This window comes from Cohnella thermotolerans DSM 17683, from assembly GCF_000429825.1.
GTDB lineage: Bacteria > Bacillota > Bacilli > Paenibacillales > Paenibacillaceae > Cohnella > Cohnella thermotolerans.
On the sequence record NZ_KE386957.1, the window covers coordinates 88,623 to 106,016 of the forward strand.

Consider the following 17,394-nt stretch of genomic DNA (forward strand, 5'->3'; position numbering starts at 1 on the left):
TGATCGTTCCGGACCGCTCCCTGCCTTAGGTCGAACGGACTTGCAGCGCCGAAAATACCGTGGGAGCCAAGACTCGCTCCACAATAAAGAAATGATAGCACAGATGCCGTGAGACTAGCAACCAAGCATGCCGCGCAAGGGGTGGAGGGCGTTCGGAGGACGCACACGGGCGCTTTGGCAGCGACTCGCGGCCTATCGCGCCGTGGGCGGGGGGCGCGCAGGCGCCTTGGGTAGCGATTCGCGGCCTACCGCCCGTCGGCAGGGTGTACACGGCCCCTTGGTAGCGAATCGCTACCTATTGAGCCGTCGGCGGAGCCTGCACCGGCCCTTTGGTAGCGCATCGCTACTTACCCCCTGCCTGCACTGGCCCGCTTACTTTATGCGAATGCTGCCTTCGCCGAGCAGCTTCTCGACGCTGCCGGTAAGCTCCGGCGACGGCTTGACCCGCAGCTCGTCGGAGAGCGCGACGGTGCGATGCTCGCGCTCGTAGTGCAGCAGCGTCGGCAGCGGCCCCGGATGGGAGGCGAGCAGCCGCTTCAGGCTCGCCAGCACGCCGGGCCGCTCCCGCTCCGCGTCGATGCGGATGTAGACGCGCTGCGTCGGGCTCTCGCCGGACGGGCGGGCGGGACGCGCGGCCTGCACCGCATCGTCGCCCGCCGCAGCCTTCGCGCCGCTCGCTCGCGAAGCTCCCGCAACGGCAACCGCCCCCGCTGCGCCCGGCGCGGACGCGCCCCGCCGCGGCGGAGCCTCGCGGCGTCCCGCCGCCGCAGGCGGCTGCGCCCCGGCGCCGGCAGGCGCCGAGGCGCTTCCCGCGCGCCGCGCGCCCGGCCGCGCGTTCCCGAGCCGGCGCAGCCGCTCCGCTTGCGCCGGCAAATCCGGCGCGCCGAGCGGCACAATGTCGTCCGCCAGCAGCTTGAAATCCTCGTCTCCCTGCTGCAGCTTCGCCCGCACGAGCACGAGCGCGCCTTTGCCGGCTACGGCCGAAGCCCTTTTCCAGACGGACGGGAAGACGACGAGCTCGACACCCATAATGCGGTCTTCCAGCTCCAGAAACGCCATCGCCTGACCCGACCGCGTGACGATCGGCTTGACCGACACAATCATGCCGGCGGTCAGCACCGCGGCTCCGTCCTCCGCCTCCGCCAGATCGACGAGACGGTCCAGCCCGAGACGCTCCCACAGGCCGTCGTATTCGTCGAGCGGATGGCCGGACAGATAGAGTCCGAGCAGCTCCCGCTCCATCTCCAGCGTCTGCGAAGCCGTAAACGGCGTCACCTCCGGCAGCTCGACCTCCCAGTTCGGCGATTCGCCCAGATCGAACAGCTCAAGCTGCAGCTCTTCCTTCTCCTTGCGCCACGCGGCCGCCGCTTCCACCGTCTCGTCGAGCGCGGCGAGCTGCTGCGCCCGGTGGCCGGGAAGCGAGTCCAGCGCGCCCGACAGCAGCAGCGACTCCAACACGCGCTTGTTGCACACGCGGGAGTCGACACGGCGGCACAGGTCGCTCAGACTCTCGAACGGCCCGTCCTTCCGCTCCGCCAGAATGCTGTCGATCGCCTGGGTGCCGACGTTCTTGACCGCGGCGAGGCCGAAGCGGATCGCTTGCGCCCCCTCGCCTTCCCGCCGGACGGGCGTAAACAGCACCCCGCTCTCGTTCACGTCCGGCGGCAGCACGGCGATGCCCATCCGGCGGCATTCGTCGACGTACTCCGCCGTCTTGCGCTGGTTGCCGATGACGGCCGTCAGCATCGACGCCATGAACGGCACCGGATGGTGCGCCTTCAAATAGGCCGTCTGAAACGCCAGCACCGCGTAGGCGGCGGCGTGCGCCCGGCAGAAGCCGTAGTCCGCGAAGCGCACGATCAGATCGTAGACGCGGTTCGCCTCCGCCTCGCTGTAGCCTTGGCCGAGACTTCCCTTCACGAAATGCGTCCGCTGCTCGTCCAGCACCTCGCGCTTCTTTTTGCCGACCGCCCGGCGCAGCAGATCCGCTTCCCCGAGCGAGAATCCCGCCATCGCGGAAGCGATCTGCATGATCTGTTCCTGGTAGACGATAATGCCGTACGTATCCTTCAGAATCGGCTCGAGCGACGGGTGCGGATACTCGATCTCCGTCTCCCCGTGCTTGGCGCGGATGAATTGCGGGATAAACTCCATCGGTCCCGGCCGATAGAGCGCCACGGCGCTGACGATATCCTCGAACGAGGACGGCTTCATCTCGCGCAGCACGCGCCTCATGCCGGCGGATTCGAGCTGGAAAATGCCCGTCGTATCCCCCCGCCCCATCAGCTCGTAGGTGAGCGGATCGTCGTAGGACACTTCTTCCCAGCGCAGCTCCCGCCCGGTCTCCTCGCGAATCCAGCCGAGGGCGCGCTCGATGATGGACAGCGTCCGCAGCCCGAGAAAATCCATCTTGAGCAACCCGACCGCTTCCAGATGCTCCATTGAATATTGCGTGAGCGGCACGCCGCCGGTTCCTTCCTGCAGCGGCACATAGTCGGTCAGCGGCTCCGAGGAGATGACGACGCCCGCTGCGTGCGTCGACGCGTGGCGCGGCATCCCTTCGGCGCGGCGGGCCATGGCGATCATGTCCGCGACCCGCCCCTCCGCCTCGCACAGCGCGCGGAACTCCGCGTTCTCCTTCGCCGCGCGTTCGATGGACATCCCCGGCATCCCGGGAATCATCTTGGCCGCCTTGTCCACTTCCCCGTACGGCACGTTCATGACGCGCCCGACGTCCCGGACCGCCGCCCGCGCGGCCAGCGTTCCGAACGTAATGATCTGCGCGACGTGCTCTTCGCCGTACTTGTCCGCGACGTAGCGGATGACCTCGTCCCGCCGCTCGTCGCTGAAGTCGACGTCGATATCGGGCATCGTGACGCGCTCCGGATTGAGGAACCGCTCGAACAGCAGCTTGTGCTTCAGCGGGTCGACGTCCGTAATCCGCAGCGCGTAGGCGACAAGGCTGCCTGCCGCCGAGCCCCGCCCGGGACCCGTCACGATGCCCTTCTCGTGCGCGAACCGGATGAAGTCCCAGACAATCAGGAAGTAATCTTCGAACCCCATGCGGCCGATGACTTCCAGCTCGTACCGCAGCCGCTCCTCCGCCATCCGGCGGAAGGAGGGGCCGGCGGTGCCGGCGCCGCTGGAACGGGCGCCATCGTTCATGCCGTCTTTACCGCCGTCATAGCCGTCAGCGCCGCCGTTCCCGCCCGAACGCTCTCCGTCGCTCGTCTTCGGCAAATTCGCACCGGCCGCTCCGTTCCCGGCATCGCCCTCGCCCGCTTCGCGCCACTCCGGCAAATGGCCGTACCGGCGCTCCAGCCCCTCGCGGCACAGCCGCTCCAAATAAGCGCCGGCCGTCAGCCCCTCCGGCAGCGGGCGGAATTCGGGCAGGATGTGCCGCCCGAATTCCAGCTCCAGCTCGCACCGGTCCGCGATGAGCGCCGTGTTGGCGATGGCCTCCGGCAGGTGGCGGAAGAGCGCCTGCATCTCCTCGCCGCTCTTGAGATAGAGCTGGTTCGTGTCGATTTTGAGCCGGTCCTGGTCCTCCAGCGTTTTGCCCGTGCCGATGCAGATGAGCACGTCCTGGAGCGCCGAATCCTCCTCGCGCAAATAGTGCGAATCGTTCGTCGCGACGAGCGGAATGCCGGTCTCCTCCGACAGCCGGATGAGCCCCGCGGCGACTTTCTTCTGCTCCAGCACGCCGTGGTCCTGAATTTCCAGGAAGTAGTCTTCGCCGAACAGCGCGCGGTAGCGCAGCGCCGTCGCCTTGGCTTCGTCGTAACGGTCGTGGAGCAAATGCTGCGACAGCTCGCCGCTCAGACAGCCGCTCAGGCAGACGAGCCCCTCGGCGTGCTGCGACAGCGCCTCGAAATCGATGCGCGGCTTGTAATAGAACCCTTCGAGGTGGCCGATCGAGGTCAGCTTCATCAGGTTCCGGTAGCCGGCCTCGTTCTTGGCGAGCAAGGTCAGGTGGTAGATCGGCTGCTCGCGGCGGGAAGCCCGCTCGAGCCGGGAGCCGGCCGTCACGTACGCCTCCATGCCGATGATCGGCTTGACTCCCCTCTCCCGGCAAGCCTTATAGAAAGGAATGGCGCCGTACATGACACCGTGGTCCGTCAGGGCGAGCGCCTTCATGCCCAGCTCGGCGGCTTTGGCGGCCAGCTCCTTGATGCGGGAGGCCCCGTCCAGCAGGCTGTATTCGCTATGAACGTGCAAATGCACGAATCCGCACATGGAACGATCCCTTCTTTTCCCGTAAACTGCTTCTCTTAATTGTATCATAAGGCCGTCGGCCCGTCCCATATAGTTGATAGTGGAGGGGATGGACATGAACGGGGAATTGGATCGGCTCTATCGCTTTTATTCCCAGGCTACGCTCGATTTCTTTATCGCTTTCGGCGTCGTGCTCGGCGCGGCGATGCTGGCGGGCATGGCGTCGCTGTTCCTGTGGCGGTCGCCGCAGGAGACGATGCTCGACATCGCCGGACGCATCAAAATATGGGCCGTCGTCGTCGCGATCGGCGGCTCGATCGACCCGATCCGGGTCATCGAATCGCACGTCATGGAAGGCTATTTGTCGCCGGCCATCCAGCAGATCGCCTACATCCTCTGCGCCTTCCTCGGCGCGCACCTGGCGACGGAGCTGATCCAGTGGATGTGCCGGAACGCGGGGTGATCTGCGGCGATGCGGGTTCCGGACTTTAATCGGTTTCGCGGAGGCATGCAGGCGGTCGCGTTTTTCGTCTGCGGGATGATCGTGGGAGCGGCCGTCTACAGCGCCATGGTGCTGGATCAGACGAGCCGGATCGCGGCCCAGAATTACGAGATCAAGGAGCAGCTCGACCTGACGGAAAAACAGCTGCTGGCGAACCGGCAGATATCGGTCATTCGCAGCATCGTCATTTTCGTCCTTCCGGAGGAGAACAAGCCCGCCCTCGAGGCGGTCGTGCAGGTCGAGCTGAAGCAGAGGCTGGAGAAAGATTTGTCGATTTTGAAAGGACGCAGCATCTACGACATCGGTTCCGACGCGCAGCTCGTCCGCAAGCTGCTGGAGGGCAAGGTGTACACGGACATCGGCGACAAGAATCTGAGCGTCAGCATCCGGACGATGCTCGTCGCCGACAGCGTGCTGCAGGTGTGGGTGGAAGCGAAGACCGCCTTGCGGAAATAAGCGCGGAGGCGGCGTTTATGCTACAATAAAGGGCGGTGTGCAACCAAACAATCCACGTCGTCCAAAAGGGGTTATGCGCTTCATGATCAACGCGTTGCAATGGATATTCGGCCTGATCGTCGTCGCGACGTCCGTCTTGTCCGTTTACTTCAGCTACCGGTCGCGCCGCAGCGCCGATCCGGTCCTGCGGGGCCTGTACGGCGCCCGCATGAACATGTGCATCGGCGTCACCCTCATTTTCCTGGCGCTCATTCAGATGGTGCTGTTCAGCGGCTCGACGCTCCGCGTCATCGTCGGCTCCCTGTTCATGCTTCTCGGGCTGTTCAACCTGTTCGCGGGCATGCGGAACCATTCGCACTTCACAAAGCGTCGATCGTCTGCGCGGTAAGCATCGCCCGGGCCATGACGTCGCCGTCCTGAAGCACCTGCACCTCCATCATCAGATGCCGGCGGCTCGCTTCGATAATGCTCGGCACGATGGTGATCGAGGCTTCGATCGGCACGGTGCGGAGAAAATAAGCGGTCATGTTCTGCAAGACATGCTCCCCCTTGCGCAGATCTTCGGCCAGCTTGGCCGCCGCCTGCTGCATCAGCACCGTCAGCACGCCTTCCGACACCGTTCCGAGCGGCCCGGACATCTGGGGCGTGGCCAGTCCGGTGAACATGAGCCGGTTGTCCGCCTCTCTCCGCTCGGCGAAGCCCCCCCACATGAGCGCATCGAACGTCTCGCCCAGTTCCGGGTGCCTTCCCGCGAATTGCATCGCCCGCAGCACTTCGGCGCGGCTGACGACGCCGACGAGCTTGCGCTGCCGGTCTACGACGGGCAGCAACTCGATGCCTTCCGACACCATCCGGTGAGCGGCGGAGGCGATCGGGGTGCTCATCGTCACCGTCATCGGCCGTCTCGTCATCAATTTATCCAGCGTCTGCGAAGCCGGCGAGCCGACGACGTCCTTGGACGTAATCATGCCGACGACCCGGTTCCAATCGTCCGTCACCGGAAACCGCTTGAACCCCGTCTCCGCGCTCAGCTTCAGGAAGTCGGCGACCGTCGCCGACTGCTTCAGCGCGCCCGTCCGCGCCGCCGGCTCCACCAGGTCGGCGATCATCATAATTTTCCGCTTGATCAGCCGGTCGAACATGGCGCGGTTGATCATCGAAGCGACCGTGAACGTGTCGTGCTTGCAAGTGAGAATCGGCAGCTGCCGCTCGTTCGCGTACGCCTTGACGTCCTCGCTCGTGCCGAATCCCCCGGTCACCAGCACGCCGGCTCCGTGCTCCAGCGCCACCCGGTGCGCGTTCTCCCGGTTCCCGACGATGAGCAGGCTGCCCGCGTCGATGTATCCCATCATCTCGTCCAGCTCCATCGCGCCGATGACGAACTTGTGCAGCGTCTTCTCGAGCCCTTCCCCGCCGCCCAGCAAGTCGCCCTGGACAATCTCCAGCACTTCGGCGAACGTCAGCTGTTCCGGCCGGTTGCGCCGCTTCTTGTCCACCCGCACCGTCCCGATGCGCTCCTTCGTATTGACGTACCCGAGCTGCTCGGCTTCCTTCAGCGCCCTGTACGCCGTGCCTTCCGACACGGACCGGTCCTTGGCGATCTGGCGGACCGAGATGCGCGTGCCGACCGGAAGCTCCCGGATGTAGAGGAGCAGCTGCTCGTGCTTCGTTAATTCGCCGTTCGTCGATTCGGCGCCTGCCATGATCTTTCCCTCGTTTCGAAACATTGGATTATGAGATGAATTATAAGGGATATCGATGCCGTTGTGCACGTCGGGCCGGGAACGCGCCGGACGAGAGGGGCGCCGGCTTTCAGCCGAAGGAGGCTCCGGCTCATTTGCTTAATTTTATCCAATTTTTTCGCACAACCTTCATACCCAAATCGCAGTTAAAAGATTAAATTGGTAAAAGAGACCTATTTCGCTATCCTTCGACTTGTTGTGCAACCGTTTGCGTGCGCATGTCGCAAATCGCGTTTGGATCTTTAGCCGTTCTCACCTTAACTGGAGGCAACACGATGGAAACGTTCTGGAATATCGTCCGCCTGGACTTGTTCGTCTCTTGGCCCGAGACGTTTACGATTTGGTGTCTCGCTTTCACGCTGCTGGAGGGCCGGCCCCCCGGCATGTATGTCCGAATCGCCCTGCTGACCGTCGTGGCTTCCGTCTATACCGACTCGATGTTCTATTTCGTGCCGCGTCAGCTGCAGCTTCTCAATTCGCTGCTGATCAATGCGGTTCTGGTAGCCGCCCTGTTCCGCAAGCTTCCCCGGAGGCGGAAAATCGGCGTCTTCGTGACGTCTTATCTGATCGCCATTATGACCGATTTGGGCTGCACGCTCATTGCGGTTAACTTGCTGGGAGCGCCTTCGGCCGACTTTCCTGTGTCGTCTCCCTTCTATCTGGTTGTGGCCGGTATCTATCCGATCCTGATAGTGGAATGGATCGTCGCCGGACTTGTGGGGAAAGGCGGCCTTCCTTCGATCCGGCGCTTGTTCTCCGCGATCGTCGACAACACCAAATCGGGCGTCGTCCCGCTTGTTCTTCTGATTGCGTTGCAGCTCGGCATGCTCGGCACCGTTCAAACGTTTCATCTGACCCGGCACAGCGACAACCATTCCGCGTTCATCGCCGGCCTTTTGTACGCCGCCATCCTGCTTTGCATGCTGTCGCTTGTTCTCGTCCTGCGTCTGCTGGCCCGCACCCGGGAAGAGACCGCGCGCATGGCCCAGGACGTCTATGTGGAAGAGATCAACCGGATGTTTACATCCATTCGCGGCCAGAGGCACGACTTTCTCAATCACGTCCAGGTCATGTACACGATGCTGCAATTGAGAAAATACGCGGAGCTCGGCGCGTACATGGCCGATGTCGTGAAGGAAACGCACAGCGTCAACGACATCGTCCAGCACGGGTCGCCCGCTCTCGCCGCTTTCGTGCAAGCGAAGACCGCGGTGGCCGTCAGCCGGGGCATCCGCTTTACATACGAGCTGTCCGACGATTGGAACCATCTGTCGACGATTCGCATGATCGATATTGTCAAAATCGTCGGCAACCTGGTCAACAACGCGTTCGACGAGGCGGAGCGGATGCCCGCCGAAGCCAGAGTGGTTCATGCGGTCCTGAAGTGCCTGCCGAGCCACGTCGAGTTAACCGTCAGCAACCGGGGGCGAAGCCTGAACGAGGCGGAACGGGAGATGATCTTCCTTCCGGGGTACACGACCAAAGCGGATGAGCACGCCGGTCTCGGCTTGTCCATCGTCCAGGAAAGGGTCAAGCACTATCAAGGCTCGCTTACCGTCCGGAACGAGCCTCCCGACACGACGGTATTCAGCGTCGTTCTTCCCCGCAAGGGGGCGGGCGCCGCCGCCGGACAAACCGGTTGAACGGGCGACGCGTAAGGGCGCGGAAACTCGGTTGCCCCTTGCCATATCGAAAACCGATATCGCAGCGCCCTGCGCCGCTCGTTTGCCGGTTGTGCGGCCGCCACGCAGCAACGAGAGCGCGATCATACCGCGCTCCGTTCTTGCAGCACCGCCCATTCGCTAATCCCGCGGGGCGCACCAGCGCGCGCCGTTCGCGAGCAGGCGCCGGAATTCGGGAACGGCGAAGGAGGGCCGGTGATGCCCGATCTGCACGTACGGATGATAAGGCGGCTGGTCTTAATCGCCGAGCACGAGCGCTTTTCTCCGAATCTTCATATTCCTCTCCGCCTTCCGTCAACTTGAATGCCCGGTGTTACCAAGGATACGGCCGGCCGAGCAGATCGACGAACGCCGGCTTGTCGCCGCGATAGCGTTCGCGGTCCGCGATCACGTCCATAATATGGACGGAAGCCTGCTCGGGCGTATAGGTCGCGCCGGCGTCCAGATGCCCTCTCATCTGTGTCTGCACCCATCCCGGATGAATGAGCAGCACCTGGCCGCCTTGCTCCCGCAGCTGATTATGCAGCAGAACCGCCTGCATATTCAACGCCGCCTTCGACATGCAATAGCCGTACCAGTTCGTTCGCTTCGCGGCTCCGATGCTGCCGGCCTCCGAGGAGATGTTCGCGATCAGCTTGCCTTCCGAACGCATGAGCGGCTTCAGCAGCGCGTGGACCACGCGGAACGCGCCGAGCGCGTTGACGTTGAACACTTGCAGCATCTCGTCGAAATCGAGGTCTTCGTCATAGACGGTCCGCTCGATATCGCCCAGTATGCCGGCGTTGTTAACGATCAGATCGATCGCGGCGGCGCTCTCCGCAATCTGCGAAGCAGCCTGACGAACGCTTGCGTCGCTGCCGATATCGAGCGGAATGACGCTCAGCCGGTCCGGATGCTCCTCCCGCAGCTCGTCCAAAGCTCCCCGAGCGGAGGCGTATTTCCCGGCGAAAACCTTGCAACCCCTTTCAAGAAGCCGTTTGACGAGCTCCAACCCGATTCCCCGGTCCGCCCCGGTCACGCATGCCGTTTTGATCACCGCGACATCACGATCCTTTCCTCGCCATCTCATCTAATAGAGAAGGGCCCGGCCACCGGGCCCGCTTCTCTCCATTTTTACGCTTGCAGCTGCTTCAATTGATAGAACTCGCCGCGCTTCGCCATCAGCTCTTCGTACGTCCCGATCTCGACGCACCTTCCCTGCTTCATGACGACGATGCGGTCGGCGTCGCGGATCGTGGACAGCCGGTGCGCCACGATGAACGTGGTGCGCCCCTTGATCAATTGCTGCATTGCCTTCTGCACGTAATACTCCGACTCGTTGTCCAGCGCCGACGTCGCTTCGTCGAGCAGAATAATGGACGGATCGCGGATAAGCGCGCGGGCGATGGCGATCCGCTGGCGCTGGCCGCCCGACAGCTTGCCGCCGTGCTCGCCGACCGGCGTATCCAGCCCTTGCGGGAGCTGCGCGATAACATCCTCCAGATGCGTCATCCGCACGACTTCCGCCAGCTTCTCCTCGCTGACCGACGGCAAGCCGTACGTAATGTTTTCCCGGATCGATCCCGAGAACAGCACCGTGTTCTGATGAACGACCGCCAGGTGCCGCCTGTAAGCACCCATGTCGAGCTCCTCCATCGGTATGCCGTCCACCCGCACCTGTCCTTTGAGCGGCTTGTTGAAGCCGATGACCAGGTTCAGCACGGTCGATTTACCCGCTCCGGAAGCCCCGACGAGCGCGATGCACTCCCCCGCCTTGACGTCGAGGTTAAAGTCGCTCAGCACGTGCCGGTCGGAATTCGGATAGCCGAAGTGGACGGACTCGAACGTGAAATGGCCTCGAGGCGCTTCGAGCTTTTTCTTCCCCTGATACTCCTCGGTGTCCTTGGACAGCAAGATTTCGGTGACGGAGTAGATGGACTCGAAGCCCTTGGCGATGTTCGGGTAGACGTTCAGCAATTGCGAGATCGAGTTCAGAATCATCGTGAAGAACGACTGGTACAGCACGACGTCGCCGACCGGAATGGTGCCGCGGTACGCGAGCAATATCGTGAACGCCAGGCAGAGCACCTGGAACACCTGGAACGTCACCCATGCCGAGGAGCCGAAATACGCTTCCACGATGTCGAGACGGTAGCCTTTGTTGCGCAGCTTGCTAAGCGTGTTGTCGATCTTGCGGATTTCCGTCTGCTCCAGACCGTGCGCCCGCGTGACCGGCATCATGCCGACCATCTCCGACACCTGGCCGGACATCGATTCGATCTGCTTGCGGAATTCGCTGTTCGTGCGCCGGATTTTCTTGCGGAAAAACGAGACGACGACGAGCGCCGTCGGAATCGTCAGGATGAAGAAGCCGGTGACGAGCAGACTCCGGGAAGCCGTGATGCAGATCGCGACGATGACGCTGACGATCGCGGGCATGACGGACATCATCATCTGCCGGGACAGAAACTCGATGGCTTCGACGTCGCGCAGCACCTTCGATTGAAGCTTGCCTGCGGCCAGCTCGCCGTGCGCCGCCATGGACAGGCGCTGCAGCTTGCGCACGAGCGTACTTCGGAGCCCCGCCTCGACGTAGCGGATCGCCTTGCTCATATAGCTGATGTGAAGCACTTGCGTCGGAATGTTCTGGACAATGACGACGAACAGGAGGATGAAGTTCCACCACAACGCGGCCGTCCCGTACTGATCGGGCTTCGTCGCCATATTGATCAGATTCGCCGTTACGATGGGCAGGACGTAAACCGGCGAATGCTTGATCAGGAAGAAAAACGTGGACAACAGCAATTTGCGCCAATGATCCCTGTAAAGCAGCGATAAAATGTGAAACGGACGGCGGTCCGTCAACGCTTCGTTCTCGAACAGATGCTCCAAGCCGTACGATTGGGATTCGGCGGGTTGGGAAGCGGCAGCCGCAGCGGTCGACATGATGAGCGATTCCCCTTTCTCCACGCGATAAACACGCGTTCACAAAAAGCTAACTACCCCATTTTCGGGCATAACTCGCTTAGTGTAAACCGGAGAAATGGAGAAGAAGCCGCGGCATTCAGCGCTGCGGCCTCCATAACGGGCTTTATCGGCACAGAATCTAACGATATCTGCCGCTTGATCAAGTTTTCGCGGTTTTGCCCTTCGAGAGCCCGTTCGCTTTTTCTCCCTATCGCTCAGGCTCCGATCATTTTGAGAATGAGCGACGCTTTCGAGTTGACCTGCATTTTCAGATTGATTCTGGAAATGTGGACTTTGACCGTATGGCGGCTGATTCCGAGCAGATCGGCGATGCGCTTGTAGTCGTAATCTCTCATCCAATAATTTAAAATTTCTTTCTCCCGTTGCGTGAGCCGGTACTTCTCCGCCGCTTGCTCGAAGGCGGATTCCGTCAGCCATTCGTTCATTAACAAATCCCTCCATGAGCGGAAATAAGATTGAGGCAAGCCCGTTTTCTCCTCATTATAGACACCGCTTTCCGCGGATGCTGTCAGTTTGTCGTGTCGGATCGGATTTTCACAACAATTTTTCACAAACGACAAAAATCCCCGCTGCAGCGGGGTTAATCCAAAGCGTTACATCTGTCGCCCGTCCGGCCCGGCGACAGCAAACCCGTTCGAAAAAAACGGAAAGAAGTCGATTGGTGCGGAAAGCTTCGGCGAATCGGGTCGAATGCGGGACCGGAAGTCGCGGAAATAGCGGTCGGTTCCTCTCTTGTTCGGCAACATGTGGGAGCGAAACGTGAGGCTGACCATGGGACAGGCTCCCGTGATCCACTACTTGCCGATGTTGTACCAGAAAATTACGGAAGACGCATTCGATCCGACCGAGATCGTCACGCATAAAGTGCCGCTTTGGACCGAAGCACATGGTCGTGCTTGACAGCGGATAGCATTACCCCTTATGTAATGTTAGAATGAGTAAAACTTTGATTGGTTGCTTAAGCAGGCAGAATTGTTCGCATTCGAAGCCGAATTCTTACGCATCTGGAGGAGGTAGCCATGGAACAATTGGAGGTATTTAAAGCCTTGGCCAATGAAACGAGGCTGCTCATGATGAAGTGGTTAAAAAATCCGGAAACCTATTTTCCAAAGCCGCAAAATGGGGATATCCACGAAGACGGGGTTTGCGTGAGCGACATCCATAAAAAAGTCGGATTGTCACAATCCACAGTATCCTTTTACCTATCGATGCTGCAAAACGCCGGATTGATAAAAGCCAAACGCGTTGGGCAATTTACTTATTATAAAAGAGATGAGGAAAACATTAAAAAAATAACGGAATGGTTGTCCAGAGAGTTGTAAAGCCGTTGAATGTCCAACTCCCTTGCACAATCGTGCATTTTATTTTATTATTACATCGAATATTATAGATATTTAAATTTATATATACGGAGGGGCGAAGATGAATCGGTTCGAAAAGCACAAAGGTTATTCACGCATGTTTAAAGAGAACCATCTGACGCTTGGATTGTTTTTTCCTTTGGAATCCTACGAAGGCAGCATTCCGGAGATGAACGTCGATAAGCAAATCAAGCTGGCCAAAAGAGCGGAAGAGCTGAATTTCGCCGCCTTGTTCGTGCGGGATGTTCCGTTGCATGACCCCTATTTTGGGGATGTGGGGCAAATTTATGATCCCTGGGCTTATCTAGGATATCTAGCTGCCCATACCCAAAACATCGCTTTGGGCACCGCAAGCATTATTCTCACCTTGCGTCACCCTTTGCATGTAGCCAAAGCAGCTGCTTCCATCGATCACTTGTCCGGCGAACGCCTCGTTCTCGGGGTAGCGACCGGGGATCGTCCTGTAGAATTCCCAGCCTTCTCCGTTGATGTCCAACAGCGCGGCACTTTGTTTCAAGAAGCCCTTTCGGTCATGAAAAAGGTGTGGAAGGAAAACTTTCCGGCGATCCGAACGCCGCGTGTCGATCTGTCGCAAGCGGACCTTTTGCCCAAACCGCGTCTGTCGGATATTCCGGTGCTGGTTACCGGCCACAGCGCGCAGTCCATTGAATGGATCTCCCAACATAGCGACGGATGGATGTATTACCCTCGAAACGTGAAATTTCAAGCGGAACTGATTCAAAATTGGCGATCCCTCACCGATCCGTTTAAACCGTTCACTCAATCGCTCTATATCGATTTGACCGAAGATCCGAATCATCCGCCGGTTCCCATTCATTTAGGATTCCGAATCGGGCGCAATCCGTTGATCGAATTCATTCAGTTGCTTCAGACAGTAGGCGTCAATCATGTGATCATCAATTTAAAATATGGCCATCGTCCGGTTGAAGAAGTGATTGAAGAGCTGGGCGAAGAAGTCGTACCGCATTTTCCCGCAGTGACCGGCAAGCAGCAGGAAAATTCGTGAGCAGGTTCTGGCCGGGTATACGGGCATTTCCCGATCGGAAGTGGCGTTTCTGTATAACACGCTGGCTGAAGATAAGGATAGCGAAGAAGAAATCGGCAAGCATTACGACAATCTGTTGCAACGAGCGTATGCGTTAGGGCATAGCTACGGCGATTCCGGGGACGCGGGAATCGGTTCGCCGGGAAGGAGGAGCTGACAGCGATGGCTTACCGTGTGTATGCGATGGATTTTTCCTTCTACAACTCCATGGGCATTTACAGTTTTGAAGCGCGGTGCGAGATGCTGCAAGAGATCGGCTACGATGCCATGCATATGTCCATCTGGCACGGAGAGCGGTGGCGGGATGCGGCGAAGCTTGGCAGCGTCAAGCCGAAATATGGGCTGGACGTAGCGGGTGTGTACGTCGTGCTGGATTTGTCTCTAGGCGAAGACCATCCGAAAAATCAAGGCATCCTGAAATTGTTGGAGACGATTGAGGGGTGTTCGACGGTCGAACTCGCGATCCAGTCCGTTGGCGGCCATCTGCGCCCGTCGGATCCGGCTGGCGACGACATCGCGGTGAAGTGGCTGGAAAAAGCGCTTAAGATTTGCGAGCGTCGAAACATCGATCTCCTGCTCTATACGCACCTGTCCTTCTGGGTCGAACGCCACGAAGATGCGGTGCGGCTGTGCCGGCGGTTGAACCATCCCCATTTGGGAATCGTGTTCTGCGGCTACCACTGGTACGCCGTCGACGGAACCAACCTAAGGGGCATACTGGAGGCGGCGGCGCCGTATCTGAAGCAAGCGAACCTGTCCGGCAGCCGCCGGAATCCGCACGGATTCGGCAACGTGGCGACGATCGAGCCGCTGGACGAAGGCGAGCTGGACAACTTCGCCTTGCTTGGAGAGCTTCGAAAGATCGGTTTTCAGGGGATGATCGGTTTTCAAGGCTGGAGCGAAGGGGGCGACGCCTACGCGAAGCTGAAACGGTCGCTCCAGGCTTTCCGCGACATGGAACGTCGTCTGGAGGCTCATCCGCACTGGGCGGAATTGAAATTGCTGCCGTAATGTTGCCGCTGCTTGACAGCGCGCTCGTCGGTCGCCGTTGGCAGGGGCGCTTTCCGCCAGCCGGCGGCGATCCGGCTTCAAGGTTGCCCCCCTTCACGTACCGCTGAGAACTATGTTTTTTAACTGCAACACAGCGCTTTTCAACTCGCTCTCCTTTTCCAAGTAAGCGAATAAAGCTTTGATCAACGGGCCGTTCGGCGATTCCTTGCTTACCTCCTTCCGAAGCAAATCCAAGATCTCTTGCAGTTCCCGCCGGTGTTCGCTCCCGGCCTGAATGTCTTGAAGCGTCATCTGGATCTCCCCAAGCAGCTCCTCGATCATCTCGGTCTTCTCTTCTTCTCCTCCTTCCGCTCCCCAGTGAATATACCGCTCGAAGGCAGATTGCCGGAGCATCGGTTTCGGCCCGGTTGCAATCAAATGTTTAACCAGCACATCCAATTTATCCAATATAAAACAAGCCGTCTCTTCAATCGATAGCAAATTGGCTTCTTGAATAATCCAGAACTGGTACTCCTTCAGAAGCGCTTTGTAAATGAATGCGAGATCCCATAGGTAAGGTTCGATCTCCTCCCCGTACATACTCAACAGACAGTCTTTGTGCCACTTCATCAACCTGCCTCGAACGCGAAGCCGCAGCGGATGGAACTTGGCGTCCTGCTGGATGGGGAGCTCGGCAAATTCGACCAAAATGAACTTATACTCCAAAAAATACTGAAACCGAAAAATGATTTGTTGAAGAAACATGTCTCTCGCCGAAGGGTGCGGAAGAAGCTTCAGCCTTTCGGCCTCTTCGAAGTAAGCGTTCTGGCAATGATCGAACACCTCGCTGAACAAGTCTTCCTTCGACCGAAAATATTTATAAACGGAACCCTTGGCGATCCGGCAATCGTCCGCGATATCTTGGATCGAGGTCGAAAGAAACCCCCGTTCCTTAAAAAGCTTGGTTGCCGACCGGATGATCTCCTGTTTCGTTACGATCATAGGCAGTATCCTTTCTTGACATCGGTATGACTTATCGTACAAAATAATAAACACCAAGTCAAAGCCGGGTGTCCATTAACAACTTAGAGACAAAGAAAGCAGGTTTAGTTTGATGACGGATAGGATTAGAAGGAATCATGTGGAGAACGATCATACTGCACGCTCTCGCGCCAAAACCGTAATACTCATCCTCGGAATTATGCTAGTAGCCGCAAACCTTCGGGCTGCCCTCACCGGATTGGGTCCCTTGGTCGGGGCCATTCGCTCCCAAACCCACTTGTCCAACACGATCACAGGGATGCTTACCACTTTACCGCTGCTTGCGTTTGCCATTCTCTCTCCGTTAACGCCCAAAATCACTCGCCGATTAGGGATGGAACTGACCTTAATGGTCAGCCTGGTCCTGCTTACGATTGGGATTCTTGTCCGTTCCGCTCCTTCGATCCCGACATTATTTATAGGAACGTTTATCATCGGGTTGGCCATTGCAGTCGGCAACGTGCTTCTGCCGAGTTTGGTCAAACGGGACTTTCCCGACCAAGTCGGACCGATGACAGGCGCTTACTCGGTATCCATGAATGTCTTCGGCGCACTGGCATCCGGAATTAGCATACCGCTTTCGGTCGAAGCCGGTTTAGGCTGGCGAGGGTCTCTCGGAAGCTGGGCTTTATTGGCGGGATTAGCGGTCTTATGCTGGCTGCCGCAGCTTCGCTACCGTCATGTTACGAAGGTTTACGAAAGAGAAGGTTCGATTTGGCGTTCCGCCCTTGCATGGCAAGTCACGCTGTTCATGGGACTTCAATCCTTAATGTTTTACATTAATGCGACTTGGCTGCCCGAGATCTTGCATGAGAGGGGCATGAGTATTGCATCGTCCGGGTGGATGTTGTCTGCGATGCAGTTTGTCAGCCTCCCCATTTCTTTCGTTGTTCCGGTTCTGGCCGCCCGTCAAACCAACCAAAAAGGAATCGTCGTAGCTACGGTCATTTTTCATCTCGCTGGCTATCTCGGATTGCTGTTCGGGCCTGCCGCGCTTACATGGCTCTGGATGATTTGTATCGGTATTGCTGTCGGAGCAAGTATCAGTTTGGCGCTTGCTTTTTTTGGGCTTCGCACACACAACGCCCGACAAGCCGCCGAATTGTCGGGCATGGCTCAGTCCATCGGCTATCTCCTGGCGGCCATCGGCCCGATTCTGTTCGGTTTTCTTCACGATATAACCGAAACTTGGTTCTTCTCATTGATGATCCTAGTTATCGCCAGTATTCTTTTATTGATTGTGGGTCTCGGCGCCGGCCGCAATGTTTATTTAAGCTCGAACGGACAACGCAAAGCGCCTGTAGCTGTGCATGAAGCTCAAATATAATTACGTCTTCATATAGCTATTCAAACTAAAAAACCTTCTTTCCCG

Annotated in this window: 14 protein-coding genes; 8 read left to right on the top strand and 6 right to left on the bottom strand. The window is 58.8% G+C overall.

The window, feature by feature from the left end:
- Positions 1 to 372 precede the first annotated feature (372 nt).
- On the bottom strand, positions 373 to 4,236 hold the full coding sequence (locus G485_RS0120110) for a DNA polymerase III subunit alpha (protein WP_027094003.1): 3,864 nt from the start codon (positions 4,234 to 4,236) through the stop codon (positions 373 to 375).
- Positions 4,237 to 4,330: 94 nt separating this feature from the next.
- Between G485_RS0120110 and G485_RS0120115 the strand changes: the two genes are divergently transcribed.
- The 3 genes from G485_RS0120115 to G485_RS0120125 all read left to right on the top strand — a co-directional run bounded on the left by G485_RS0120115 (position 4,331) and on the right by G485_RS0120125 (position 5,561).
- Entirely contained in the window at positions 4,331 to 4,678 is a 348-nt protein-coding gene (locus tag G485_RS0120115) for a YtrH family sporulation protein (protein ID WP_035157391.1), read from the top strand.
- Positions 4,679 to 4,723: 45 nt separating this feature from the next.
- The gene (locus G485_RS0120120) at positions 4,724 to 5,173 is read left to right on the top strand and encodes a sporulation membrane protein YtrI (RefSeq protein WP_156922523.1); all 450 of its coding nucleotides are present in this window, start codon (positions 4,724 to 4,726) and stop codon (positions 5,171 to 5,173) included.
- A gap of 82 nt (positions 5,174 to 5,255) precedes the next feature.
- Positions 5,256 to 5,561: a YtpI family protein gene (locus G485_RS0120125; RefSeq protein ID WP_027094006.1), complete on the top strand. Its 306-nt coding sequence runs from the start codon at positions 5,256 to 5,258 to the stop codon at positions 5,559 to 5,561.
- Here G485_RS0120125 and G485_RS0120130 read toward each other — a convergent pair.
- Positions 5,533 to 6,876, bottom strand: coding sequence for a DRTGG domain-containing protein (locus G485_RS0120130; RefSeq protein ID WP_027094007.1), 1,344 nt, complete (start codon positions 6,874 to 6,876; stop codon positions 5,533 to 5,535). The two genes, G485_RS0120125 and G485_RS0120130, sit on opposite strands and share 29 nt — an antisense overlap.
- Before the next feature lie 314 nt (positions 6,877 to 7,190).
- Between G485_RS0120130 and G485_RS27460 the strand changes: the two genes are divergently transcribed.
- Positions 7,191 to 8,558, top strand: a complete 1,368-nt coding sequence (locus tag G485_RS27460) for a sensor histidine kinase (RefSeq protein WP_035157395.1) — start codon at positions 7,191 to 7,193, stop codon at positions 8,556 to 8,558.
- 352 nt (positions 8,559 to 8,910) lie between these two features.
- Here G485_RS27460 and G485_RS0120140 read toward each other — a convergent pair whose 3' ends face one another.
- From G485_RS0120140 to G485_RS0120150, 3 genes are all read right to left on the bottom strand, one after another.
- Positions 8,911 to 9,633: an SDR family oxidoreductase gene (locus G485_RS0120140; RefSeq protein ID WP_027094008.1), complete on the bottom strand. Its 723-nt coding sequence runs from the start codon at positions 9,631 to 9,633 to the stop codon at positions 8,911 to 8,913.
- Between the two features lie 77 nt (positions 9,634 to 9,710).
- Complete coding sequence (locus G485_RS0120145; RefSeq protein ID WP_027094009.1) at positions 9,711 to 11,522, bottom strand: ABC transporter ATP-binding protein; 1,812 nt, start codon at positions 11,520 to 11,522, stop codon at positions 9,711 to 9,713.
- A gap of 236 nt (positions 11,523 to 11,758) precedes the next feature.
- On the bottom strand, positions 11,759 to 11,989 hold the full coding sequence (locus G485_RS0120150; RefSeq protein ID WP_027094010.1) for a response regulator transcription factor: 231 nt from the start codon (positions 11,987 to 11,989) through the stop codon (positions 11,759 to 11,761).
- 594 nt (positions 11,990 to 12,583) lie between these two features.
- On the opposite strand from G485_RS0120150, the gene G485_RS0120160 reads away from it, so the two are divergent.
- The 3 genes from G485_RS0120160 (at position 12,584) to G485_RS0120170 (ending at position 15,002) form a co-directional block, all read left to right on the top strand.
- Complete coding sequence (locus G485_RS0120160; protein ID WP_027094012.1) at positions 12,584 to 12,886, top strand: ArsR/SmtB family transcription factor; 303 nt, start codon at positions 12,584 to 12,586, stop codon at positions 12,884 to 12,886.
- 100 nt (positions 12,887 to 12,986) lie between these two features.
- Positions 12,987 to 13,952, top strand: coding sequence for an LLM class oxidoreductase (locus G485_RS0120165; RefSeq protein ID WP_027094013.1), 966 nt, complete (start codon positions 12,987 to 12,989; stop codon positions 13,950 to 13,952).
- A gap of 201 nt (positions 13,953 to 14,153) precedes the next feature.
- Positions 14,154 to 15,002 (top strand): sugar phosphate isomerase/epimerase family protein, encoded by an 849-nt coding sequence (locus tag G485_RS0120170; RefSeq protein ID WP_027094014.1) that lies wholly within the window; start codon positions 14,154 to 14,156, stop codon positions 15,000 to 15,002.
- A gap of 93 nt (positions 15,003 to 15,095) precedes the next feature.
- Here the strand turns inward: G485_RS0120170 and G485_RS0120175 are convergent, their stop codons facing one another.
- Complete coding sequence (locus G485_RS0120175; protein WP_027094015.1) at positions 15,096 to 15,983, bottom strand: TetR/AcrR family transcriptional regulator; 888 nt, start codon at positions 15,981 to 15,983, stop codon at positions 15,096 to 15,098.
- Positions 15,984 to 16,122: 139 nt separating this feature from the next.
- On the opposite strand from G485_RS0120175, the gene G485_RS27465 reads away from it, so the two are divergent.
- Positions 16,123 to 17,349, top strand: a complete 1,227-nt coding sequence (locus G485_RS27465) for a CynX/NimT family MFS transporter (protein WP_240489218.1) — start codon at positions 16,123 to 16,125, stop codon at positions 17,347 to 17,349.
- The last annotated feature ends 45 nt before the right edge of the window (positions 17,350 to 17,394 follow it).

Bases quoted from the DNA above. Each gene is read 5' to 3' on its own strand.
- G485_RS0120110 (WP_027094003.1), bottom strand. From the start codon at position 4,236: ATGTGCGGATTCGTGCATTTGCACGTTCATAGCGAATACAGCCTGCTG.
- G485_RS0120115 (WP_035157391.1), top strand. From the start codon at position 4,331: ATGAACGGGGAATTGGATCGGCTCTATCGCTTTTATTCCCAGGCTACG.
- G485_RS0120120 (WP_156922523.1), top strand. From the start codon at position 4,724: ATGCAGGCGGTCGCGTTTTTCGTCTGCGGGATGATCGTGGGAGCGGCC.
- G485_RS0120125 (WP_027094006.1), top strand. From the start codon at position 5,256: ATGATCAACGCGTTGCAATGGATATTCGGCCTGATCGTCGTCGCGACG.
- G485_RS0120130 (WP_027094007.1), bottom strand. From the start codon at position 6,876: ATGGCAGGCGCCGAATCGACGAACGGCGAATTAACGAAGCACGAGCAG.
- G485_RS27460 (WP_035157395.1), top strand. From the start codon at position 7,191: ATGGAAACGTTCTGGAATATCGTCCGCCTGGACTTGTTCGTCTCTTGG.
- G485_RS0120145 (WP_027094009.1), bottom strand. From the start codon at position 11,522: ATGTCGACCGCTGCGGCTGCCGCTTCCCAACCCGCCGAATCCCAATCG.
- G485_RS0120150 (WP_027094010.1), bottom strand. From the start codon at position 11,989: ATGAACGAATGGCTGACGGAATCCGCCTTCGAGCAAGCGGCGGAGAAG.
- G485_RS0120160 (WP_027094012.1), top strand. From the start codon at position 12,584: ATGGAACAATTGGAGGTATTTAAAGCCTTGGCCAATGAAACGAGGCTG.
- G485_RS0120165 (WP_027094013.1), top strand. From the start codon at position 12,987: ATGAATCGGTTCGAAAAGCACAAAGGTTATTCACGCATGTTTAAAGAG.
- G485_RS0120170 (WP_027094014.1), top strand. From the start codon at position 14,154: ATGGCTTACCGTGTGTATGCGATGGATTTTTCCTTCTACAACTCCATG.
- G485_RS0120175 (WP_027094015.1), bottom strand. From the start codon at position 15,983: ATGATCGTAACGAAACAGGAGATCATCCGGTCGGCAACCAAGCTTTTT.